The sequence below is a fragment of the Nonomuraea sp. NPDC050202 genome (assembly GCF_040656115.1).
In the GTDB taxonomy this organism is placed as follows: domain Bacteria; phylum Actinomycetota; class Actinomycetes; order Streptosporangiales; family Streptosporangiaceae; genus Nonomuraea.
The window spans coordinates 273,014-290,011 of record NZ_JBFALF010000002.1 but is presented as its reverse complement, the minus strand read 5'-3'; the positions used below and the strand labels follow the sequence as shown (position 1 = coordinate 290,011).

Sequence of the window (16,998 nt, the reverse complement as noted above, 5' to 3'; positions counted from 1 at the left end):
CGCACTGGAGGGTTCTGTTTGGGTCTGGTGTCACGGTGTGGAGCGGTACAGGATGCCCGCATGGGAAAGGTGCTGGCCGTGGCGGGGGTGGCGCTCGTAGTGCTAGCGCTAGCGGCGATGTCCGCAGTGTTCATCGTGCTCGCGCCTGACACCGTGGCGTATCCGCCGGCGCCTGCTGCTCGGACCTCGGAGGCGCCGGTCCAGCCGGCGCCGGACCCGGTCATTGTGAGCGGCACGGTCGTGCTGAAGTTGACATGGGACACGGCCAAGTTCGGCGACCGCCTGTCCTGCACGGGCGAGGGCGAGTACGCGGACATTGCCTATGGGGCGCAGGTGGTGGTTACAGACCCTGCCGGGAAGACGATCGGGCTGGCTCGCTTGACCACTGGGGTGCTGCAGGAGCCGGGATGTACGTTCCAGTTCGCGGCGTCAGTTCCCGGCGGCCATGAGTTCTACGGCGTCGAGGTGGCGAATCGGGGCCGGTCGCAGTTCTCGGCCGCCCAGTTGGCCGCTCCAATCGAGCTGCCCCTTGGAGAGTGACAACCTTCAGGAGATCAGCCCAGCGCGCTCCAGTACAGCGAGGGCGAGTCCGAGGCTGAGCAGGGTGAGAGGCCACGCCTTCTGGATGCTGGCGATGACGGCGGAGCACAGGAAGCAGACGACGGCGAGGAGCAGCAGGACGTTCATTGCGCTTCTCCGTTCCTGGCGAAACTACGGAGCGTAGGCAGATCTTGGTTGCCCGCCCGTGACGAGTTGTACTGAGGGTGACGAAACGCGGGGTGTGGCGACGGCCCCGGGTTCGGGGAATCCCGGGGCCGTCTAACCTGCGGTGATCAGGTCCCGCAGGCTTCTATGGGTGTCCCGTCTTCTTGTCCTCGCCCTGCTCTTCGTGCACTTGGCTGGTGGTGAGAAGTTCGGCAGCAGCGAGGATGATCGCCAGCCACGACAGCGAGAGGACGAACGGCGGCTCGTCTTGGGCCACGGTGAGCATGGAGAGTGGCCAGCCGATGATGGAGCCGGCGAGCAGGATCCAGGCGGCGATGACACGGGCTCGGCGGGCGCGCTGGTTCACACGCACCCCCTTCGGGTCAGGCTCGGGTGCGGGGCACCCTGCTGTAGTCCTCACCTCGGATGGGCTCTACCTCGTACGCCTGCATCCACGCTGTCTGGGGTTCGAGACCGCCCTTGTAGCCGGGGACGTCGAGGATGTACTCCACCAGCGCCTCCCACTGTCCAGTGCTGGTCTTGCGCCATTCCAAGAGGAGCCCGGCCTTGGCCGGGTGGTTGGGGAGGCGTACTGAGGGTGGATCTTGCATGGGTGCGAGCCTACCCACCAAGGCGAACAGGCATTCGAGTGGTGTCCGGGCGGAAGGCGGCGTGCAGTACAACCAACCGCCCGGAGATGTTGGGGTAGCGGCCTGGCATTCCTTTGACCCCGGGCGGGACCCCTCACAGATCCCTGAAGGAAGGCCAGGCCGCCACGAGGCTCCGCAGGCTCCACGGGGCGGGAGGCGTGGCGGAGCGGCGCATCTCCCCCAGCACCGTGGGAGTGCGCGTTCTTGGGAAATCTAGGGATGTCTAGGCTGCGCGCATGTCGCGCTCGATCGCCGCCAACTCGCGGTAGTCGTACCGGTTGTAGCGGCCGATCCTGCCCAGAGGTTCGAGTTGGTGGCGGCGGATCCACGAGCGGACCGTCGAGGCCGGCACGCCGAACAGTTCGGCGGCCTGGGTCGGAGTGACAACATCATGAGGCTGAGGGACCACGTTCACCCCCGGGAACGCGAAATGCCCTCAGACCGTGGTGCGGGGTCTGAGGGCATAACTGTGCTTGGCAGTAGCGTTGCAGGTCAGCGCTTATCGGTCAAATAGACGCGCTGGTTACGGTCCTTTCAGGCGACCCTGCGAGGCTTCTTCACCTCTTCCAGCAGGTCCCGGTATTCGACCAGGGTGAGGACGCGGTCGCATTTCGGTGTGCCGCAGGTGACCTTGTCGTCGCCCACTCTCCGCTGCAGCGTGAAGCTCTTGCACTCCGGGCAGCGGACGCCCTTCAACCGTTCGACGACCACGTCGGACGGGTCGTAGCGGATCAGCTTGGCATGCCATTCCTCCACCTCGGAGCCGAAGTACCGTGCGATGTCTGGGTTGGCGAGGATGCGTTCGGCACGTACGACCAGCCAGGCCGTTCCGAGGCTGATCGAGTCTGACAAGCTACCCTGGCGGGAGAGCGAGTCGATGCCGAGGTAGGCGGCCTTCCAGGAGCGCAGCCACGAGTCGAGGTCGTCCAGGTCGTCGATCGTTGGCGACGGGGAGCGGCTCTCTTCCGACCCTGACACCTTCGCCTCGCCACTCTGGCCGCGGAGCCCGTCCGACTCGCGGAGATACACGCAGGCGGCGCCGTCGAGCTTCGACAGTTTGGACTTGAGTGCGTAGCCGCAGTCCGAGCAGTAGACCGGGCTGCCGGGCACCGGGTACGGGAGGCGCGGTTCTGCCGGTTCGGCAGGCTCGGTCGGCCACATCATCGGTGCGTGCCACGCGGCGATGTCGTTCCGCCAGTTGTGGTGGGCGGTCTGGTAGGCGGCGTAGGCGTGCTCGTATGTGCGGACCTTGCGCCGGTAACTGTTCATGCACGCGCCCTGACAGAGGTGTTCGAGGTCGTACGTGCGCTGGGACATTTCGGCCTCCCCGATGAGTACGCTTACGGGAGACCGCTTTTGAGGGATCTGCGGTGGGCGAGGACTAGTGGGACGAGGCGGCTCTCCGAGTGACGGCGGAGGGCCGCTTTCGCTTCAAGACTAGTGCCGAGACTCCGCTCCACCCCTTCTCGCGTCGCAGAAGTCTTCGTAGTGTCGCGTATATGGATGACCACACGCAGGCCCACATCATCGCCGCCGAGAACATCCTTGGATGGGCCATTGAGGCGGCCAAGAAGGACGGGGAGTCGACCCTGGCTCTCGTTAAAGCCATACAAGCCCATACGCGGGCGCAGATGGCTATTGCGACCGCTCTCACGGAAGTCGCGGCGGCGATCCGAGAGACACGATCCTGACTGGTGGTCACCGGCGGTAGCCACGAAGTGCACGCTTATGGTGTCGTTCCTTCCGGCGCAATGTACGGGGCGAGCAGCGCTGCGATCTGGGTCCTCTGCTCAGGCGTCAAGGGCGGGTCGTCGGCGCCGTCCTCCCACCCGACTTGGAACGCTTCCTCGGGTGTGCGGCAGATGCGGCGGGTGGTCACGTCTCCTCCAGCAGGTCGGTCTGCCCGTCACAGTCTCCTCCGTCTCGCCGGCTGAAGCGCGACGGCCGAGGGGTGACGATCCCGAGCTTCTCGGCGCACTCAGGCCCGTACCCTCGCTGTCTCGACTCCGGGGCGGTCAAGAGACGACCGCAGTTCCCGAGGCAGAGCATCGGCGGAAGTGAGTGCGGGATCAACGAGGCGTCGAGGTTGAGGAGGTTCACGGCCGCACCTCGTCCCACCACTCTGTGAAGACGATGTACTCGGTGAATGCGGTGAGCGCCAGCAGCGGCAGCGCTAGCCCTGGCGCGCCTTGAGTTGCTAGTCAGACCTCGGCGCCCATCACCACCAAGCCCGCGAGCAGCAGCACAGCTCCTGTGATCACGTCTCCTCCTGGGGTTGGGCTGGCGTCTCAGGTGGCAGGCTGGACAGGATCACCGGCGTCTCCTGCGGTACTCGCTCCGGTCGATGCGCATGCCCTTGGGGAAGCCTGCCGGGTTGCAGGTCGGGCAGCGGCGGTAGTGCTTGCGGTTATCCCTAAAGGCCACGCTGTGCATCGCGGCTTGCGTGGCGGACAGGAACGGTCCGAACGCCTCGCCGAAGCCGCTCAAGGCCGTCTCAGCGGCGCGGCGCATGCCAGTAGCGAACTCGGAGAACGCCGTTACGGCGGGCTCCAGAGTTAGCACGTACTCGCCCAGGGCCTCTCCTGGGGTGACCCCCACAACTCGGTGGAAGCTCTCCGACGAGTCGGGCATGGAGATCCGTAGCAGGCCATCGCCGGGCGACGAGGCCCAGTCTGCAAGTTCACGCGCAGCGACCAGCGCCTCGCGTACGGGCGTGATGACCGAGGACCACTCCAGTACGTCGGCAGCGTCATCCCTGATGATCGGCCATCCTGCCCTCGCTGCGGACAAGGCGGTTCCGGCCTCATCGATGAAGGTGTGAGAAGCCGTGACACCTCGGAAGGGAGGTGTCGGGTCTGGCTCGTCTGGAGCCCACCTCATCGCGTCCTCGGAGAGCGCATCATGCAGGCAAGCGTCGATAGCGGCGAGTACGCCGTCAGGGTTGGCCATGGCGACCAGTCTCCTCCTCAACTGCCATCTCAGGGGGCAGTCTGGAGAGGGCCATCAGCGGTGTCTCCGGCGCCCTCTTCGGTGATACTCAGCCTTCACCCACGACAGTCGATCCTTGCGTGCTCGTTCCTCATCGCAGCAGGGGCAATCGATGTCCACCTCGATGCGGTCAAGGGCTGCGACGCCGTGCTGGGCCACCAGCAACTCTACGGTTGGGCGGTACACGCGGGAGAGCCTGTGACGCTGTCTCCCGTGGTGGGCGAAGTAGCGATCGATCGCAGTCGCGGCGTCCGCGGTCACGTCTCCTCCTGGGGTGGGGCTGGAGTCTCAGGCGGCAGGCTAGCGGCCTCCTGGTCGTCGAGGGCGGCACGGAGGCGGGCGACGCAGGGGCTGCGGTCGCCGTCTCGATCGCGGGCGGCATAGGCGATGGCGACGTCGAGGTCTTCAGCGGAGACGACGACCAAGCCCGCCTTCCGCTGCTCCTCGGCCACCTGTAGCCGTACTTGGGCGGCGAGGACAGGAGCAGCAGCCGCGAGGGCGGCGTGGGCAGCGTTGTAGTCGAACCCGCGCCGTTCCACGTACTCGTGATCCACGCCGTCGATGGCGGCCTGTACGGCCTCCTGGGGGATGTCAGGCACTCTGAGCCTCCTGTACGAGGGTGAGCCGGTAGCGCCACACCATCGCGTCCACGGGGCGTGTGTCGGGCAGGCGCTCGTCTCCACACGGGTCGCAGACGAGCGAGGTGTGCCGCCCAATCGTCGGCCAATCGACAACGACGAGCTGGGCTGCAGGCCCGTGGCGGCACCACTGGCAGGTGAGCGGAGCGGCCTCTGCCGGGATGGGGTCAGGCATCGATCGGCACCTGCTCAATCACGTTCATGGCACAGAAGTGGCCATCCGTCTCGTGGCACACCCAGCAGCCCACTCGGCCTCGTGCCAGACCTGCGGCATGGCGCTCACAGGTCGCCTTGGAGCCGATGTGCTCGTGGACGCAGCCGGTGGTGACGATGAAGGTCGAGTCGTGCCTGCAACGTAGGCTGGCGAACTCGTTGATGGCCTGGCATCGCCAGCCGTCTCCTGGGATGGCGTTCGGCTCTCGGTCAGCCACGCCCCTCCTCCGGCTCCTCGTACCCGAGCGCCCTCACCCGGTACAGCAGGGACGCGACCGTAGCGACGGTGGGGACGTCCCAGCCGGATAGCCACACCACCATGCGCTCGTCGTAGGCGCCCAGCTCTACGCCGGCGAGCGCGTCACGGAGCACCTGCTCAAAGACCGGACGGGCCGGTTCCTTCAGTCCGGTGCGGATCGCACCCCACGGGGCGGTGTGAATTGGGCTTAACGGAATGTTGATGTCGGCCACGGGTCAGCCCTCCTCGGAGGAGTCCGGGGCAGGGGCGGCTTCCTCAAGCTCTTCGAGAGCAACTTCGAGGTGCATGACGATCAGGCTGGCGGGCAGCCTGTAGGCAGGGTTCGCCGTATGCCATCTGAGGACAAGGCCCTCAACGCGGTCGCGGAACTCCTCCAAATGGGTGGCACGGTTCTCCGCAACATCGACGCTCATCACTGTCTCCTTGGTCGTCTTGGGGTGTCTGGTCTTTGCGCTCTCTCCGCGTTCTGGGCGCTGTCCGGCCTGTATGCCGGAAGAAGAGAGCAGGGCTGGTTAAGGCGTTGTCGAGTGAGCGGCGATGATCGCGGCCCGTTCGGCGTCGTACTGCTCCAGGCTGATCCGCCGCTGCCGGTACCGTTCGCGGGCGTCGCCCAACAGACGCTGGCCGGCGCTGGAGACTCGGACGCTGAAGCTCGGCGGCTCCAGAAGGCAGAAGTCGCAGTCCGGGACGCGTTCGTCGAGCCTCCAGTGGTCGCGCTCGTGGACCCACTCAGCGCGGCGCTCGGCGGCCAGTTCCTCGCGGTCGGCGTAGCCGCCGAGCTCGCACGTCTCTGGGTGACCCTTGGTTCGGCCACAGCCGACGCAGACAAGATCGCTCATCGGGGGTTCTCCGTTCAGGGTGTCGGGGGTCAGCAGAACTCGCCGTCGTAGAAGGGGACGCCACGCTCGGCGCGGAAGGACACGGCCTTACGCTCCCAGCCCGACATGCGCCGCTCGCCCGCTCTGATCGCGTCGGCGGGGCGCTTGGTGACGTCGGCCATGAACTCCTGCCACGGCACCTCGTAGCCGCTCTCAGCCATGACCTTCACGTCCTCACGGGACAGGAACTTGGTCCACGCAGCGACGGTGACGAGCCCGAGGTCGCGGTGCGCACGGAACAGGAACTCCTTGCCGCCGACGTGCTTGCCGATGTGGAGTCCTTCGTCGCCTTCGGGCGTCTCGGGTGTGACCGCGTAGTAGTTGACGCTCATGTCGATCTCCGTTCGGGGGTGTCGGTCTGGTCCGGCAGGAGAGCCGGACCAGAGGAGCGTCAGGGGATGGTCTCGCCAGGAACGTCGTTGCTTGCTGCCTCGCTGGTGAAGTTCTTGTCGGCGACCATGAGGATCAGCGCCCACCGGCGCATCCCGATCAGCCGGTACCAGTGGGTCCGGTTCTGGTGGCGGCGGGCGGTGTTGGCGAGTTCCCAGCCCTGCCGCTTGCGGAGGCTGATCTTCAGCATCTCGGTCCCTTGCTTCGTTGAGGGTCTTGGGGGGTGTGGCCCGAGAGGGTTCTCTCGGGCCGGAGGGCGACGGTCAGGTGCCGCTCGCACGAGTGATGCTGAAGCCCGCGCTCGCAAGGGCCTCGACGATGTCGCCGGCGAGTTCAAGGCTTTCGGCCTCGAAGATGTCTGGACACTCGTCGGCCTCGTAGATGACTCCAGCGATGATGTCGACTGGGGAGGTGGCGTTGTCAGCCATCTGGGCTCCTCTGGTCAGCGGTTGCGGTTGGGCGCCTGCGAACTCAGCGCGTTGTACACGTCTCGGAGTTCTGCGAACTGAGGACTGGCGATGAACGTCGCGAGCTGGTGGCGGGCGTCCTCCAGTCCGAGCGCGACGCTGACCCAGTAGGCGGGGGACTCTACGAACTGAAGTTGTCCTCGACCGTCGAGGTGGTCGATATCTGGCTGGATGGTCCACACGGTGGAGCGGAGCCAGTCGGCAGAGATGCGGAAGACGACGCCCTCGTGCTCGAACCACCAGTCCCGATAGAAGGGCTTGCGACCAGTGATCGGGTGACGCGCCTTGAGGTGGATCCTCGCGGGCTTCTCGGTGGCCATGAGCATCGTCTTCTCCTCGGGCGGGGACAGGTCGATCAGTTCAGGGAGAGGGGGTGGCCCCCTCTCGGGGACAGAAGGGGGTCAGACGCAGAGATGGGACGCGGGCGCATTGGCGGGATACTTCTTGGTGTGGCCCTTGCCTTCACACGCCGGGCATGCGATGGGCTTCGACATGAACGTCCGGTAGCTGGAGCCGCGAACCTTCAGGTGCTGGGTCTGGCCGGAGCCGTGGCAGTTGTCACAGATGCGGTAGAGCGGCTCGGCATGCTCCACGGCCTGGTGCAGGCGGTGGACCCGGATGTACGGCTCGTAGCCGTGCCGGTCGCGGCCCTCGATGTAGATCCTGTACCAGCCGTGCCGACCCGTGATGGGGCCGCCGCCCGGCTCGACCTCTGCTCACGTTCCCGCCTCGATGACGAACTCGCGGCCAGTAGCGCTGGAGATGGCGATCGTCCTGCGCTTGAAGGTGACGCGCTGCCTCATCTCAGTTCTCCAATCAGGTTCGAGGCGGGTTCGGTGGCCCCCTCTCGGGGGCCCTGAGGTCTAGCCGGCGATCCAGATGAGGTGCTTGGCCTGCCCGCCGATCTCCACCGCCGCCTCCCGGTCCGCCAGGGTGAGGGTCTTCTGGTTGGACTCGGGGGCGATGCACACGTCCTCCAGGCGCTCCATCAGGCGGAGGGTGGTGTCCACCTCGGGGCGGGTCCAGCGGGTGAGGTGCTGGCGGATCTCGGTGAGGCTGCTCCACCGGCCCGGGGTCGCGAGGGCGGTGATCTCGCTGGCGATCTGGATCTCGGTGTCGGTGAAGGTGACCATCTCTCGTTCTCCCTGGCGTCTTGTCCCTTGCTGATGACTCAAACTTACCAGATCTGGCTTAGTCGTCAAGCTTTATATGGCTTATTCGATCGCCCTGTAACATAACCGTGACTAAGCCACGAGCGGCTTGACCGGAACGCCAGCGGCGGTACGCTGATCACGTGACCCATAACCACGACGTCGTCGGCTACGCCGAGATCATCGAGCGTGCTAAGGAAGACTTCGGCGCCGACTTCCCCATGAGCACCGTCCGCAACTGGGAGAAGTACCGACGCGCCTGGGTAGCCAAGGGCTCGCCCGCCCGCTCCGGCCTGCGCCCCCGCGAGACCCCCATGCCCGAACCGGTCGCCACCGTCAACGGCACGCCCGCCTGGTGCTGGCGGGAAGTGCGCGCTTGGCTGATCAGCAGCCAGCGCGTCGAACAGCCTCCCGCCGGCGAGGTGGAGTAGCCGGTCACCGGGACTCCCCTGACGATGGACGGCTCGCCACCAGCAGCTCCCGCCCGCACGCGGCGGCGATCTCATCCGCCCAGGCCAGGCTCAACGGCGCTTTCCCGGTGAGCATCTGAGACATGTGCTTGGCCGTGATCCCGAGTGTGCGGGCCACCTCCGCCTGGGAGACGCCTGCGGCCCGCAGCTCGTCCGCCAGGAGGGCGCGTAGCGAGCCCTGAAGGGTCACAGGGACTCCCCTGCCCGCACATCGACACAGGCGGCGACACGGTTCGCCTGCCACCAGAACTGCGTGTACCGGGAGAACAGGTTCCGCTGCTGCTCGTCGGTCAGCTTGCGGATCTCGCCGGCGAGGTCCGCGGCGGTCTGGTGGAGGATCGCGTGGTCGCCGTCCTCCACCAGCCAGCGCCACAAGCGGCGGATCACCGGGCCACCTCCGCGCCGTTCCAGCCGTCATCGTCGAGATCGAACTGGTCCGGGTCGTTCCAGTAGCAGTCGCACTCGCCGCGAATGTTCCGGCAGCCAGGACAGCGCGGGCAGTTGCAGGAACCGAAACCGTCGCCGAACCCTCGATGGAGCGGGAGGCCGCACTCCAGGCAGGTCACGACGTCTCCCCCGCCTGCTGGGAGGCAAGCGCGAGTTGCGACATAACCTCCGCTTCGACGTCATCAGGCAGGTCCCAAAGCCCGAGTCGCCCCTTGCACGGAACAGGTGCACTTAGTGGCTGAACGTCCCTGAGTCGCCAGTGGTACTGGCCCTGGACCGTCCACGGCGAGTCGCACCCGCAGCCTCGCTGGCCGATGCACACCAGTTCAACCCGGGCGACAGCGACGACCGCTCCAGCGGTGAGCTGCCCGTCCCGCAGCAGCCGCACCGCCGTGGGCCCAAGACGCTCCACCCGCAGCGGAGGGGTGAACCGGTCCCCGAACTGGTGGAGTGCTCGCAGGATGCGCTTGTCGGTGGCGCCGTCCTCGTCCCAGCGGGCTCCGGCGTGGATGGCGAGCGGGCCTCGGTAGCCAGCGCCCCATGAGCGGTTTTCGATGTCCTTGCCGCCGTGGGCGATGGCCCAGGCGTAGGGCTGGCGGACACTTAAGGCTTTCATTCGTTCGATTCCTCTCTCGAACATGGATCTTGATCGGCGTATCTTGATCGTCTTTGCGTACTGGAGTGCGGACAGTGGAGCGCTAGAAGCCACCTAGAAGCGCCCAGCGCTCCCCCGCCCGCTACAGGGAGACCGAAGCGGCCCCAAAATCGACGAGAGACGGCTTCTGGGGCCCGCTACGGGCATCGCCGTCCGAGCCGTCCCCTATCGGAAGCGCCTCCGGGGTGAACTCGCCGGCGAACAATCCGGCCATGAACGCCTCCGCCTCGCCGTCGTCGAACACCAGCAACGCGCCCCGGCAGTCTCGGCTGGCCATCTCCCACCGGTCCTCATCGACCTGCGCGAACCAGACCGGGCCGAGGTAGTTGCCCATGTTGTCGGCGTCCATGTAGCGCTGGAACTCGCGCCAGTCATCGGCGGAGAACGTGAGCACTGGTGACTCCTTGCCGAGTTTGGAGTCTCGTACCGCCACTCCACCGTCAGGGAGGGGAGTCACCTCTACGCAGGCGGTAGCGCCGTTGCAGAAGGAGGACCTGCTCCAGGCGAGGCCGCTCAAGGCGTGGTCCCGTTGATGACCCGGGCGATCCGCAGCGCGTGCTCGACATCCTCCGGCAGAGGGCCGTCCTCGCGCAGGTCGATCCCTGTCCACGAGTCCAGCCAGGAGGCGAGAGGCTCGGCCAGCGCGGGCGAAGCCAACGCGATCCACTGTCCGTCACGCACCGCCTGATCCCGCATGTACCGCCACGCTGAATCGCGGACACTCAGGTTGATCTCCGCAACCAGCGCGTTCTCCGTACTGACTGCGACCTGCTGGCTGAGATCCTCCTGCTCTTCGAGACGACCGCACACCCAGCGACCGTCTGTGGTGCCCGCAGACACTCGGCGCAGCTTCGCCGCCGCCTCTCGCAGCTCGTCGGCGATCGTCTTCTCGGTGGTGTCAGCCATGGTTCGTGGTCTCCTCGATGATCTTGGCGGGTCGGTCAGGCGGGCCAGGGACGGGAAGGCGGGTCACGCTGCGCCCCTTCGGTGACTGCGCTCGAACTCGGCAAACTCGGCCACCATCCGCTGGCGGTTCACGCGCGCCTTCCGCGGGGAGATCGGCCCCTCACCTCGGGACCACTCCAGCAGCACCTCAAGCGCCATGTCGTCTGGGACCAGCGCGGCCAACGCCACCGCCAGGCTGCGCAGCTCGATCGAGTCGAGAGGTTCGAGAATCGCGTGGGATTCGTCCGCGTCGAAGTCGTGAACAGCGCAGACAAGGCGTGTTGCCGGGTTGAGCATCTGCTCGACGAGAGCATCCAGATCGCCGCTCACAGCACGTCCTCCCCGGCCATCGCCCTGCGCGCCAATTCCGCGCCACGCCGAGCCGTCTCCGGGCGCGGAGGAGGGCCGATCTGGGTTTTCCACGGCTCAGCCGGCCGGGCGGCGGTCAAGCGCCAGCCCTGGCCACGCAGCGCGATCACGTACTCGTTGGCGAACACTTCCGCGTCCGGCCGCTCACCCTCCATCGCGTCCCGCTCCCGGACACGGTGCGTCAGGGCAGCGATTGCGGCGCGGGTGGCCTCATCCAGGTCGAGCAAGTCGGGCTTGGTCATCGCTCATGACACCTCCTTCGAGGCGAATGGATCTTTGGCATCGGGGTTACATGCAGGGCATTTGGCCCAGCGACCGTCCGCGAGCGCCAGCCAGCGGTATGTGTCGCTCTCGCAATTGCCGCACCACGGCGGGCAGTCCGGCACGACGCGCAGGCGTGGCGTGTCCGGCTGTCCGCCCTGCAGAAGCACCGGCAGGAACTTGTGCGGGTCGTCCTGAATGGCCGCGGCCACGTACGCGGCCCGGCTGGTGCGGATCTGCCGGGTGCCCAGGATCCGCTGCCGAATCGCGGTGGCGTCCAGCGCGGAGATCTGCCGGCCCGTCAACTCCACCAGGAGTTCGACGATGCCGAGATCAATGGAGTCGTCGTCTTCCGCCCATGCGGGCGCGTTACGGCGGGAAGAAGACTGACTACCTGTACCGTCCCTAGTCCCTTCGGGACCGGGACGGGACCGGGGTGGCGTTAGTAGCGCGTTACGTGGCGCGTTACTAACGCCGTTATTTCTGGAACGCGGTTCGGTCACGTCGTGCTGTCGTTCCCGATACCGGCGCTGCCGATCGGCGTTGTCCTTACGCCTCTTGGCCACCTTCTCCTTGGAGGGCTGGACATCCAGGTAATCGTGGATCACCCAGCCCTCCTCTGATGGCGCCGGGCACATCTCGGACGGGCATGCCTCGCCAGGCTCGTGCCAGAGCTTCCGTTTCAGCAGTTCGGGGACGAACCGTGCCGGCGTTCGCACCTGCGCTGACACGTCGTCGAGGTCTTCCTCGGGCACCACACCGTCAGTGAGGTTGCGGGCGCACCAGAAGATCGCTGAGACGTGCAGGCGAAATGCAGCATCCGACAGTCGTGTCACCTTTCTGTGGATCGGAAACTGGTCATCGAAGAACACCCAGGGCATGCGAGCCGCTCTCCTTGCTGGTGATCGTTGCTCTTGCGGAGCGGGGTGGGGCGGTGTGCCTTACGGCAATCAGAAGGGCGGCTCCTGCGCGGCCGGTGGCGCGATCTCCTCGAAATCGAGGACGACAAGGGCTTGACCGGTCGAGCGGCCAACAATCCGGCCGTCCATCAGTAGTTCGAGGTGGTGCCCACACACACGATGCGCTCCGTCACATTTGCCGCCGCACCCAACGCAGTCCTGCAGGCGCATTCGGAAGTGGGCCGGCTGCGGGCACATCCCGCCGTGGTCCCCTCGGCCACCGCAGAGACCTGGGAGGACCTTGTGAGTGGTCTTGTTCTTGTGGGCATACTCGGCCGCCAGCACGTCGATGCGCAGGAGGTGAGCCGGGTCCGCACTTGCGCCGAGCTTGGTGGCCGCGCAAGCGCGCCACTCAGTGGCTTCCTCGTCAGGAAGGGTCGCGAGATAGGCAGTCGCTTCCTCGAAGGCTCGCTGCTCCTTCGCCACCCGGGCGGTGTGAACAAGAACGTCGTATGAGGGGAAGTCTTCGCCCATGTTCATACGGATCTCGTCCAGAGCGCGCTCGCGCCATGGAGTCACCATGTCCTGCGGTAGCGCAACTAAGAGATCTTGGATGGCGTTGAAGAGACGGTCGCGCTCATACAGTGCCTCGCTGAACGCGTGCTGCGCCGCATCAACTTCAAGCTCGATGGAATCGTCCGCGTTTTCGCCCCACTCGCGGGCGTGGTTCCTACACGTCTCCTGCTCATCGTCAGTCAGGTTCGCCAGCAGGTCGTGCGCGACGTCGTACCGTCCCCGGTGAAAGTCCTCTCGCTCCCAGAGGTCTTCCTCCTCTACGGGAGATGGCTGGGCATCTTCCAGATGCGCGTGAGCATCGTCTTGAAGCTTCCGCACCTCCTTCCATGCCACTCCACACATGTACCTGAACACCTCGCCTGCCCGGACGTTCCGCCTGGACATGGCGATGTCCACGCAGTCGAGCAGCACCTCCAGCGGCAGCCCAGCCTTGATGAGGCTGTCTACGGACATCTCCCAGCCTTGTGGCCTCGGAAGTGACGGGCGTCCCTCGCTCCATGACGTCCATTTGGCGTCGAAGGCCACGCGCGCCTCGGTGCGCGCCTGTCGCGCACCGAGGAGGTTGCCCGCAGCGGCTTCCATGGCCTTCGCCCACCGCTCCGCGTCATCAGCGACCTTGGCCACCGTGCCAGCGTCGGGGGGCGTGGCAGATTTGCCAGCGTTGCAGTCCTCGCAGAGGGTCTGCAGGTTGGACGGCTCATCCGACCCGCCGAGTGCAACGGGGACGACGTGGTCTGGTTCGAGTTTCACGTCTGGGGCCTTCGCCCCGCAGCTCTGGCAAGTGTGGTTGTCGCGGCGGAAGATCTCGTGGCGGAGGCGCTTGCTTACGGCCATGGCAACTCCTTGGAGGACAGGCTGGAACGGAGCCGGGCGGCTCCGCTCACCTGTTCATCCGCAGGAGTGGCCGGCTCATTGCGGCTGACACGGAGGTAGGCCATCACGCCACCGATTCCGTGCTGGAGCGGGCCCACGTCGGCGTGGACGCCTTCTCAATGCACGGCCTGCAGCGGAGACTCAACCCGTCGTCGTGCTTGGCGTTCCGGCTGAACTCCCCCACTGGCTTGGACCGGCGGCAGGCACGACACCGCTTGAACTCGGCCATCGCCGGGGCCTGGGCCATCGGGATGTTGTGGCGCATCCGCCGGCGGCGTTCAGCCTGGCGCTCGTCCTCGTTCATGCCTCCCCATAGCCCGTACTTGACCGGCTCGGAGATGGCGTACAGCAGGCAGGCGCTGCGGACGGGGCACTGGGCACAGATCTCCTTTGCCTTCCGCTCCCGGATGCCTTTCTCCGGCTGCCGCTCGTTGTCGGAGCCGAAGAACAGGACCAGGTTCTCGCCGCTACAGGCGGCCTCCTCCTGCCACTTCCAATCACGCATCGACACGAGCGGCCTCCTCTTCGTTTCTTGTGGGGTCGCCGGCTACGTCGCGGGCGATCTCTGCCATGCGCAGGAGACGAGCTGACACCTCAGGCGTGGCGGAAGGGTCAGCGGCGGCGCGCTCCAGGCAGGAGATGTGAGGGTCAGGGCGCATCGGACCCCTCCGACAACAGGTCCAGAGCGGGCTGGAGAGGCTTGCGGAGGCGCTCCCGAATCAGTTCGACGGCCACCGGGTCCTGGTCGATCAGGACGCAGCGGAAGCCCTCGACGATGCAGGCTTCAGCCGTGGTGCCGCTTCCGGCGAACGGGTCGAGGACCACACCATTCGGCGGCGTCACCAGGCGGACCAACCACCTCATCAGGGCGACGGGCTTGACCGTAGGCCACGCCGTGCCGTCCGGCAGTTTGGGCCGCTCCGAGGCTGGGGCCTTGGCCTCGTAGCGGAAGACCGGGAAGAACCTGCTTGCCCCTCCACCCGTATCGCCCACCCATCCTCCCCGGCGGCCCTTGGCGCCGTGGTAGCCCATGCCGTTGCCCTTCTCGGCGCGGGAGTTGCTGGGTGTCCAGCCACTCTGCCGGTCGAGTTCGGCGACCGAGCAGTCCGGCTCGCACGGGCCGTCCTCGACACACAGGGCGCTGTGCGAGAACACCAGGTTGGTCGGCCAGCGCCCCTCAGGAGCCCCACCACGCACTCCCGGCAGAGGGGCGAAGTCCGTGCCTCCCTTGTCGATGTAGCGGCGGCCCTGGGACGCCTCGCCCACGCGGGGGCGGGACTCTCCGGTCGGCTCGACACGGCAGGCGGCGATGTTCAAGGCGCCGGTGCCGTACTCCAGGACGTTGGCCACCGTCGTGTTGAACCCGGTGCTCTTTCTGGCGAGGATGATCGGCTCATGTGCGGGCTTGAGCGAGGTGCTCCAGCCCTCCCACTGCCGGGCCTCATCGCGAACCGGGGCCGTCACGGCGTACGCGCCGTCGCTCAGCGCGGCGATCTGCACGTCCGAGGGGCGGCGCACCCGGTACGCCTCGCCGACCACCTCGCGCTGCGTCCACGCCTCACCCAGAGCGCCCTTGCGCCCGTTCAGCTTGGCAACGAGAGGGCGGACTTCGGCGTCGTCGAAGCCCATCGCCTCACGTAGCGTGTCCCACTGCTCGAGGGTCGGAACCGCGGCCGCCTTGCTCGTAAGTGACGTCCAGTGGCCAGCCATCCCGTTGAACCCGAACAGCGCATCCATGCGGGCCGTCGTCCACCCGGCGGCGTCGCGCCGCGCCTTCAGCCAGGTGGTCACCTGCAGAACCTCGTCTCGGTCCAGGCGCTGCCGGTCGATCACCTTGGCGATGTCCTGCCCTTTCGGAAATCCCGAACCCGTAATCCAGTGAATCGAGTCACGAATTTGGAATCCGGCGTTCTCTATCGCGCAGGCGAGTCGGTGGTAGGTGCGTGGAGCACCGAAGGCCAACAGGTGGCCACCCGGCTTGAGGACCCGCAGGCATTCAGCCCATACAGCCGGGTCGAATGCCACGCCAGAGGCGTCCCATTCGCGCCCCATGAAGCGATATTCGTATGGCGGGTCGGTGACGCATGCGTCGACGCTGGCGTCGGGCATCTCGGCGAGCACCGCCCGGCAGTCTCCGACGTACAGGGAGACGGTGTCGTCGCTCCAGTACGGGTCAAGAGGCATCGACGTTCTCCGTTCCGAGTTGTTCCGGAGCGTTCCGAAACGGTCCGGGAGTGTCCGGAGACGTAAGGGCGAGAGCGTCTGCGACGGACTCGGTCGGCGATAACGTGGCGTAGCGGTGCCACTGGCCTCCGTTCCAGTAGCGGACGGTCACCCAATGGCCAGCCGTCTGGAGCTGGTCGGCGTGGTCGAGGGCTTCCTTCTGGGTGGCCCAGTCGGTGCGGACGAGCTGTGAGACGGACACCCGCCATGGCTTCTCTCGGTGGTCCTCTGGAGACGTAGAGGAGACGATGTGGCGGTTCAGGAACGGCTTGTCCCCCTCAGGGCACACCGCGGGGACCTCGCCCGCCTGGACGGCTCTCCGACGGTCCAGGAGCCTCTGGCCCACCTCTACGGGGATGTCCGGGTCACGCAGGACCGCCCACACATCGATCACAGGGTGAGAGGGGAAGTCAGCCACGAGACGTCTCCCACGGCACGAACACGCCGCGATGCCCAGTCACGGACTCCACCCAGTCGGCGGCGTCAGCCTGATGCGTGGCGTCGGCGCACACGTACGTCGAAGCGGACGGCTCGCCCTTGCCAGGGGTGAGGTTGGCCGGCCAGGAGACGCGGCCCACGAAGTTGTCGCAGCGTCCCGAGCAGATCGGGTCCTTACGGGCGGTTCGAGGGCTCACAGCAGCGGCCCTCCTTCCTCGGTCTTCGGGTCGGGCATGTCGAACAGGGCGGGTGTCTCCGGCTCTGCGGGAGGCTCCGGTGGGCGGTGCACGCACACCTTGAGGTGCTCGGGGTACTCGCCGTCCTCCATCGCCGTCTGGCAGCAGGTGGGGAGGCTCACTCGGCCTCCTCCCACACGTCGTAGGGGTCGCCGTCCTGCCGTGCTCGCCGCTCTACTGCGGCATGCCACCAGGCGAGCGTCAGAGAGCCGACCGTGATGTAGGAGCCAGCAGCGACCAGGCTCCAGCCGATCCACGACCAGGCTC

The 16,998-nt window shown here is 66.6% G+C and carries 36 protein-coding genes; 3 read left to right on the top strand and 33 right to left on the bottom strand.

The annotated features are described in order from the left end of the window. Positions 1-60: 60 nt before the first annotated feature. Positions 61-540, top strand: coding sequence for a hypothetical protein (locus AB0I79_RS06525; RefSeq protein ID WP_357867844.1), 480 nt, complete (start codon positions 61-63; stop codon positions 538-540). A 6-nt stretch (positions 541-546) separates the two neighbouring features. On the opposite strand, the gene AB0I79_RS06520 is transcribed toward AB0I79_RS06525, so the two are convergent. The 5 genes from AB0I79_RS06520 to AB0I79_RS06500 form a co-directional block, all read right to left on the bottom strand. Then, positions 547-687, bottom strand: a complete 141-nt coding sequence (locus AB0I79_RS06520; RefSeq protein WP_357867841.1) for a hypothetical protein — start codon at positions 685-687, stop codon at positions 547-549. Positions 688-850: 163 nt separating this feature from the next. Beyond that, complete coding sequence (locus AB0I79_RS06515) at positions 851-1,072, bottom strand: hypothetical protein (protein WP_357867838.1); 222 nt, start codon at positions 1,070-1,072, stop codon at positions 851-853. A 16-nt stretch (positions 1,073-1,088) separates the two neighbouring features. Then, entirely contained in the window at positions 1,089-1,316 is a 228-nt protein-coding gene (locus tag AB0I79_RS06510; protein WP_357867835.1) for a hypothetical protein, read from the bottom strand. A gap of 262 nt (positions 1,317-1,578) precedes the next feature. Next, entirely contained in the window at positions 1,579-1,770 is a 192-nt protein-coding gene (locus tag AB0I79_RS06505; protein WP_357867832.1) for a helix-turn-helix domain-containing protein, read from the bottom strand. A gap of 119 nt (positions 1,771-1,889) precedes the next feature. Then, on the bottom strand, positions 1,890-2,672 hold the full coding sequence (locus AB0I79_RS06500; protein WP_357867830.1) for a hypothetical protein: 783 nt from the start codon (positions 2,670-2,672) through the stop codon (positions 1,890-1,892). Positions 2,673-2,854: 182 nt separating this feature from the next. Between AB0I79_RS06500 and AB0I79_RS06495 the strand changes: the two genes are divergently transcribed. After that, entirely contained in the window at positions 2,855-3,046 is a 192-nt protein-coding gene (locus tag AB0I79_RS06495) for a hypothetical protein (protein WP_357867827.1), read from the top strand. A 184-nt stretch (positions 3,047-3,230) separates the two neighbouring features. On the opposite strand, the gene AB0I79_RS06490 is transcribed toward AB0I79_RS06495, so the two are convergent. The 13 genes from AB0I79_RS06490 to AB0I79_RS06430 form a co-directional block, all read right to left on the bottom strand. After that, complete coding sequence (locus tag AB0I79_RS06490; protein WP_357869633.1) at positions 3,231-3,404, bottom strand: DUF6011 domain-containing protein; 174 nt, start codon at positions 3,402-3,404, stop codon at positions 3,231-3,233. A 261-nt stretch (positions 3,405-3,665) separates the two neighbouring features. Continuing rightward, positions 3,666-4,304 carry a hypothetical protein gene (locus AB0I79_RS06485; RefSeq protein ID WP_357867824.1) on the bottom strand — a complete coding sequence of 213 codons (639 nt, stop codon included), beginning with the start codon at positions 4,302-4,304 and terminating at the stop codon, positions 3,666-3,668. A 296-nt stretch (positions 4,305-4,600) separates the two neighbouring features. After that, positions 4,601-4,942, bottom strand: coding sequence for a hypothetical protein (locus tag AB0I79_RS06480; protein WP_357867821.1), 342 nt, complete (start codon positions 4,940-4,942; stop codon positions 4,601-4,603). 206 nt (positions 4,943-5,148) lie between these two features. Then, positions 5,149-5,412, bottom strand: coding sequence for a hypothetical protein (locus tag AB0I79_RS06475; protein ID WP_357867819.1), 264 nt, complete (start codon positions 5,410-5,412; stop codon positions 5,149-5,151). Further along, positions 5,405-5,665: a hypothetical protein gene (locus AB0I79_RS06470; protein WP_357867817.1), complete on the bottom strand. Its 261-nt coding sequence runs from the start codon at positions 5,663-5,665 to the stop codon at positions 5,405-5,407. Before AB0I79_RS06470 ends, AB0I79_RS06475 begins: the two co-directional genes overlap by 8 nt. Positions 5,666-5,668: 3 nt before the next feature. Further along, entirely contained in the window at positions 5,669-5,866 is a 198-nt protein-coding gene (locus AB0I79_RS06465; protein WP_357867814.1) for a hypothetical protein, read from the bottom strand. A gap of 99 nt (positions 5,867-5,965) precedes the next feature. After that, the gene (locus AB0I79_RS06460) at positions 5,966-6,292 is read right to left on the bottom strand and encodes a hypothetical protein (RefSeq protein ID WP_357867812.1); all 327 of its coding nucleotides are present in this window, start codon (positions 6,290-6,292) and stop codon (positions 5,966-5,968) included. A 29-nt stretch (positions 6,293-6,321) separates the two neighbouring features. Then, positions 6,322-6,663 carry a hypothetical protein gene (locus AB0I79_RS06455; RefSeq protein ID WP_357867809.1) on the bottom strand — a complete coding sequence of 114 codons (342 nt, stop codon included), beginning with the start codon at positions 6,661-6,663 and terminating at the stop codon, positions 6,322-6,324. 59 nt (positions 6,664-6,722) lie between these two features. Then, positions 6,723-6,911, bottom strand: coding sequence for a hypothetical protein (locus AB0I79_RS06450; protein WP_357867807.1), 189 nt, complete (start codon positions 6,909-6,911; stop codon positions 6,723-6,725). A gap of 73 nt (positions 6,912-6,984) precedes the next feature. Beyond that, complete coding sequence (locus tag AB0I79_RS06445) at positions 6,985-7,149, bottom strand: hypothetical protein (protein ID WP_357867804.1); 165 nt, start codon at positions 7,147-7,149, stop codon at positions 6,985-6,987. A gap of 14 nt (positions 7,150-7,163) precedes the next feature. Continuing rightward, entirely contained in the window at positions 7,164-7,514 is a 351-nt protein-coding gene (locus tag AB0I79_RS06440; RefSeq protein ID WP_357867802.1) for a hypothetical protein, read from the bottom strand. Positions 7,515-7,589: 75 nt separating this feature from the next. Further along, a complete protein-coding gene (locus tag AB0I79_RS06435) occupies positions 7,590-7,781 on the bottom strand; it encodes a hypothetical protein (protein WP_357867800.1) in 192 nt (63 codons plus the stop codon). Between the two features lie 270 nt (positions 7,782-8,051). After that, on the bottom strand, positions 8,052-8,321 hold the full coding sequence (locus tag AB0I79_RS06430) for a hypothetical protein (protein WP_357867798.1): 270 nt from the start codon (positions 8,319-8,321) through the stop codon (positions 8,052-8,054). Positions 8,322-8,482: 161 nt separating this feature from the next. Here AB0I79_RS06430 and AB0I79_RS06425 point away from each other — a divergent pair, with 161 nt between their 5' ends. Further along, positions 8,483-8,770: a hypothetical protein gene (locus tag AB0I79_RS06425; protein ID WP_357867795.1), complete on the top strand. Its 288-nt coding sequence runs from the start codon at positions 8,483-8,485 to the stop codon at positions 8,768-8,770. A gap of 4 nt (positions 8,771-8,774) precedes the next feature. On the opposite strand, the gene AB0I79_RS06420 is transcribed toward AB0I79_RS06425, so the two are convergent. From AB0I79_RS06420 to AB0I79_RS06350, 15 genes are all read right to left on the bottom strand, one after another. Continuing rightward, entirely contained in the window at positions 8,775-8,999 is a 225-nt protein-coding gene (locus AB0I79_RS06420; protein WP_357867793.1) for a helix-turn-helix domain-containing protein, read from the bottom strand. Further along, the gene (locus AB0I79_RS06415) at positions 8,996-9,196 is read right to left on the bottom strand and encodes a hypothetical protein (protein ID WP_357867790.1); all 201 of its coding nucleotides are present in this window, start codon (positions 9,194-9,196) and stop codon (positions 8,996-8,998) included. Before AB0I79_RS06415 ends, AB0I79_RS06420 begins: the two co-directional genes overlap by 4 nt. Continuing rightward, positions 9,193-9,375, bottom strand: coding sequence for a hypothetical protein (locus AB0I79_RS06410; RefSeq protein ID WP_357867788.1), 183 nt, complete (start codon positions 9,373-9,375; stop codon positions 9,193-9,195). Before AB0I79_RS06410 ends, AB0I79_RS06415 begins: the two co-directional genes overlap by 4 nt. Further along, positions 9,372-9,872 (bottom strand): ASCH domain-containing protein, encoded by a 501-nt coding sequence (locus AB0I79_RS06405; protein WP_357867785.1) that lies wholly within the window; start codon positions 9,870-9,872, stop codon positions 9,372-9,374. Before AB0I79_RS06405 ends, AB0I79_RS06410 begins: the two co-directional genes overlap by 4 nt. A gap of 121 nt (positions 9,873-9,993) precedes the next feature. After that, the gene (locus tag AB0I79_RS06400; protein WP_357867782.1) at positions 9,994-10,521 is read right to left on the bottom strand and encodes a DUF397 domain-containing protein; all 528 of its coding nucleotides are present in this window, start codon (positions 10,519-10,521) and stop codon (positions 9,994-9,996) included. After that, positions 10,425-10,817, bottom strand: a complete 393-nt coding sequence (locus AB0I79_RS06395) for a hypothetical protein (protein ID WP_357867779.1) — start codon at positions 10,815-10,817, stop codon at positions 10,425-10,427. Before AB0I79_RS06395 ends, AB0I79_RS06400 begins: the two co-directional genes overlap by 97 nt. Before the next feature lie 63 nt (positions 10,818-10,880). Then, positions 10,881-11,186, bottom strand: coding sequence for a hypothetical protein (locus AB0I79_RS06390; protein ID WP_357867777.1), 306 nt, complete (start codon positions 11,184-11,186; stop codon positions 10,881-10,883). After that, positions 11,183-11,467: a hypothetical protein gene (locus AB0I79_RS06385; protein WP_357867775.1), complete on the bottom strand. Its 285-nt coding sequence runs from the start codon at positions 11,465-11,467 to the stop codon at positions 11,183-11,185. The genes AB0I79_RS06390 and AB0I79_RS06385 overlap by 4 nt, the downstream gene beginning before the upstream one ends. 3 nt (positions 11,468-11,470) lie before the next feature. Beyond that, positions 11,471-12,367 carry a hypothetical protein gene (locus AB0I79_RS06380; protein WP_357867773.1) on the bottom strand — a complete coding sequence of 299 codons (897 nt, stop codon included), beginning with the start codon at positions 12,365-12,367 and terminating at the stop codon, positions 11,471-11,473. Positions 12,368-12,436: 69 nt separating this feature from the next. Beyond that, on the bottom strand, positions 12,437-13,795 hold the full coding sequence (locus AB0I79_RS06375) for an HNH endonuclease (RefSeq protein WP_357867771.1): 1,359 nt from the start codon (positions 13,793-13,795) through the stop codon (positions 12,437-12,439). Positions 13,796-13,898: 103 nt separating this feature from the next. Next, positions 13,899-14,339, bottom strand: coding sequence for a WhiB family transcriptional regulator (locus AB0I79_RS06370; RefSeq protein ID WP_357869630.1), 441 nt, complete (start codon positions 14,337-14,339; stop codon positions 13,899-13,901). 143 nt (positions 14,340-14,482) lie between these two features. Next, positions 14,483-16,018: a DNA methyltransferase gene (locus AB0I79_RS06365; protein ID WP_357867769.1), complete on the bottom strand. Its 1,536-nt coding sequence runs from the start codon at positions 16,016-16,018 to the stop codon at positions 14,483-14,485. After that, the gene (locus tag AB0I79_RS06360; protein WP_357867766.1) at positions 16,008-16,475 is read right to left on the bottom strand and encodes a hypothetical protein; all 468 of its coding nucleotides are present in this window, start codon (positions 16,473-16,475) and stop codon (positions 16,008-16,010) included. The genes AB0I79_RS06365 and AB0I79_RS06360 overlap by 11 nt, the downstream gene beginning before the upstream one ends. After that, a complete protein-coding gene (locus AB0I79_RS06355) occupies positions 16,468-16,692 on the bottom strand; it encodes a hypothetical protein (RefSeq protein ID WP_357867763.1) in 225 nt (74 codons plus the stop codon). Before AB0I79_RS06355 ends, AB0I79_RS06360 begins: the two co-directional genes overlap by 8 nt. Further along, the gene (locus AB0I79_RS06350) at positions 16,689-16,853 is read right to left on the bottom strand and encodes a hypothetical protein (RefSeq protein ID WP_357867761.1); all 165 of its coding nucleotides are present in this window, start codon (positions 16,851-16,853) and stop codon (positions 16,689-16,691) included. Before AB0I79_RS06350 ends, AB0I79_RS06355 begins: the two co-directional genes overlap by 4 nt. Positions 16,854-16,998: the final 145 nt, after the last annotated feature.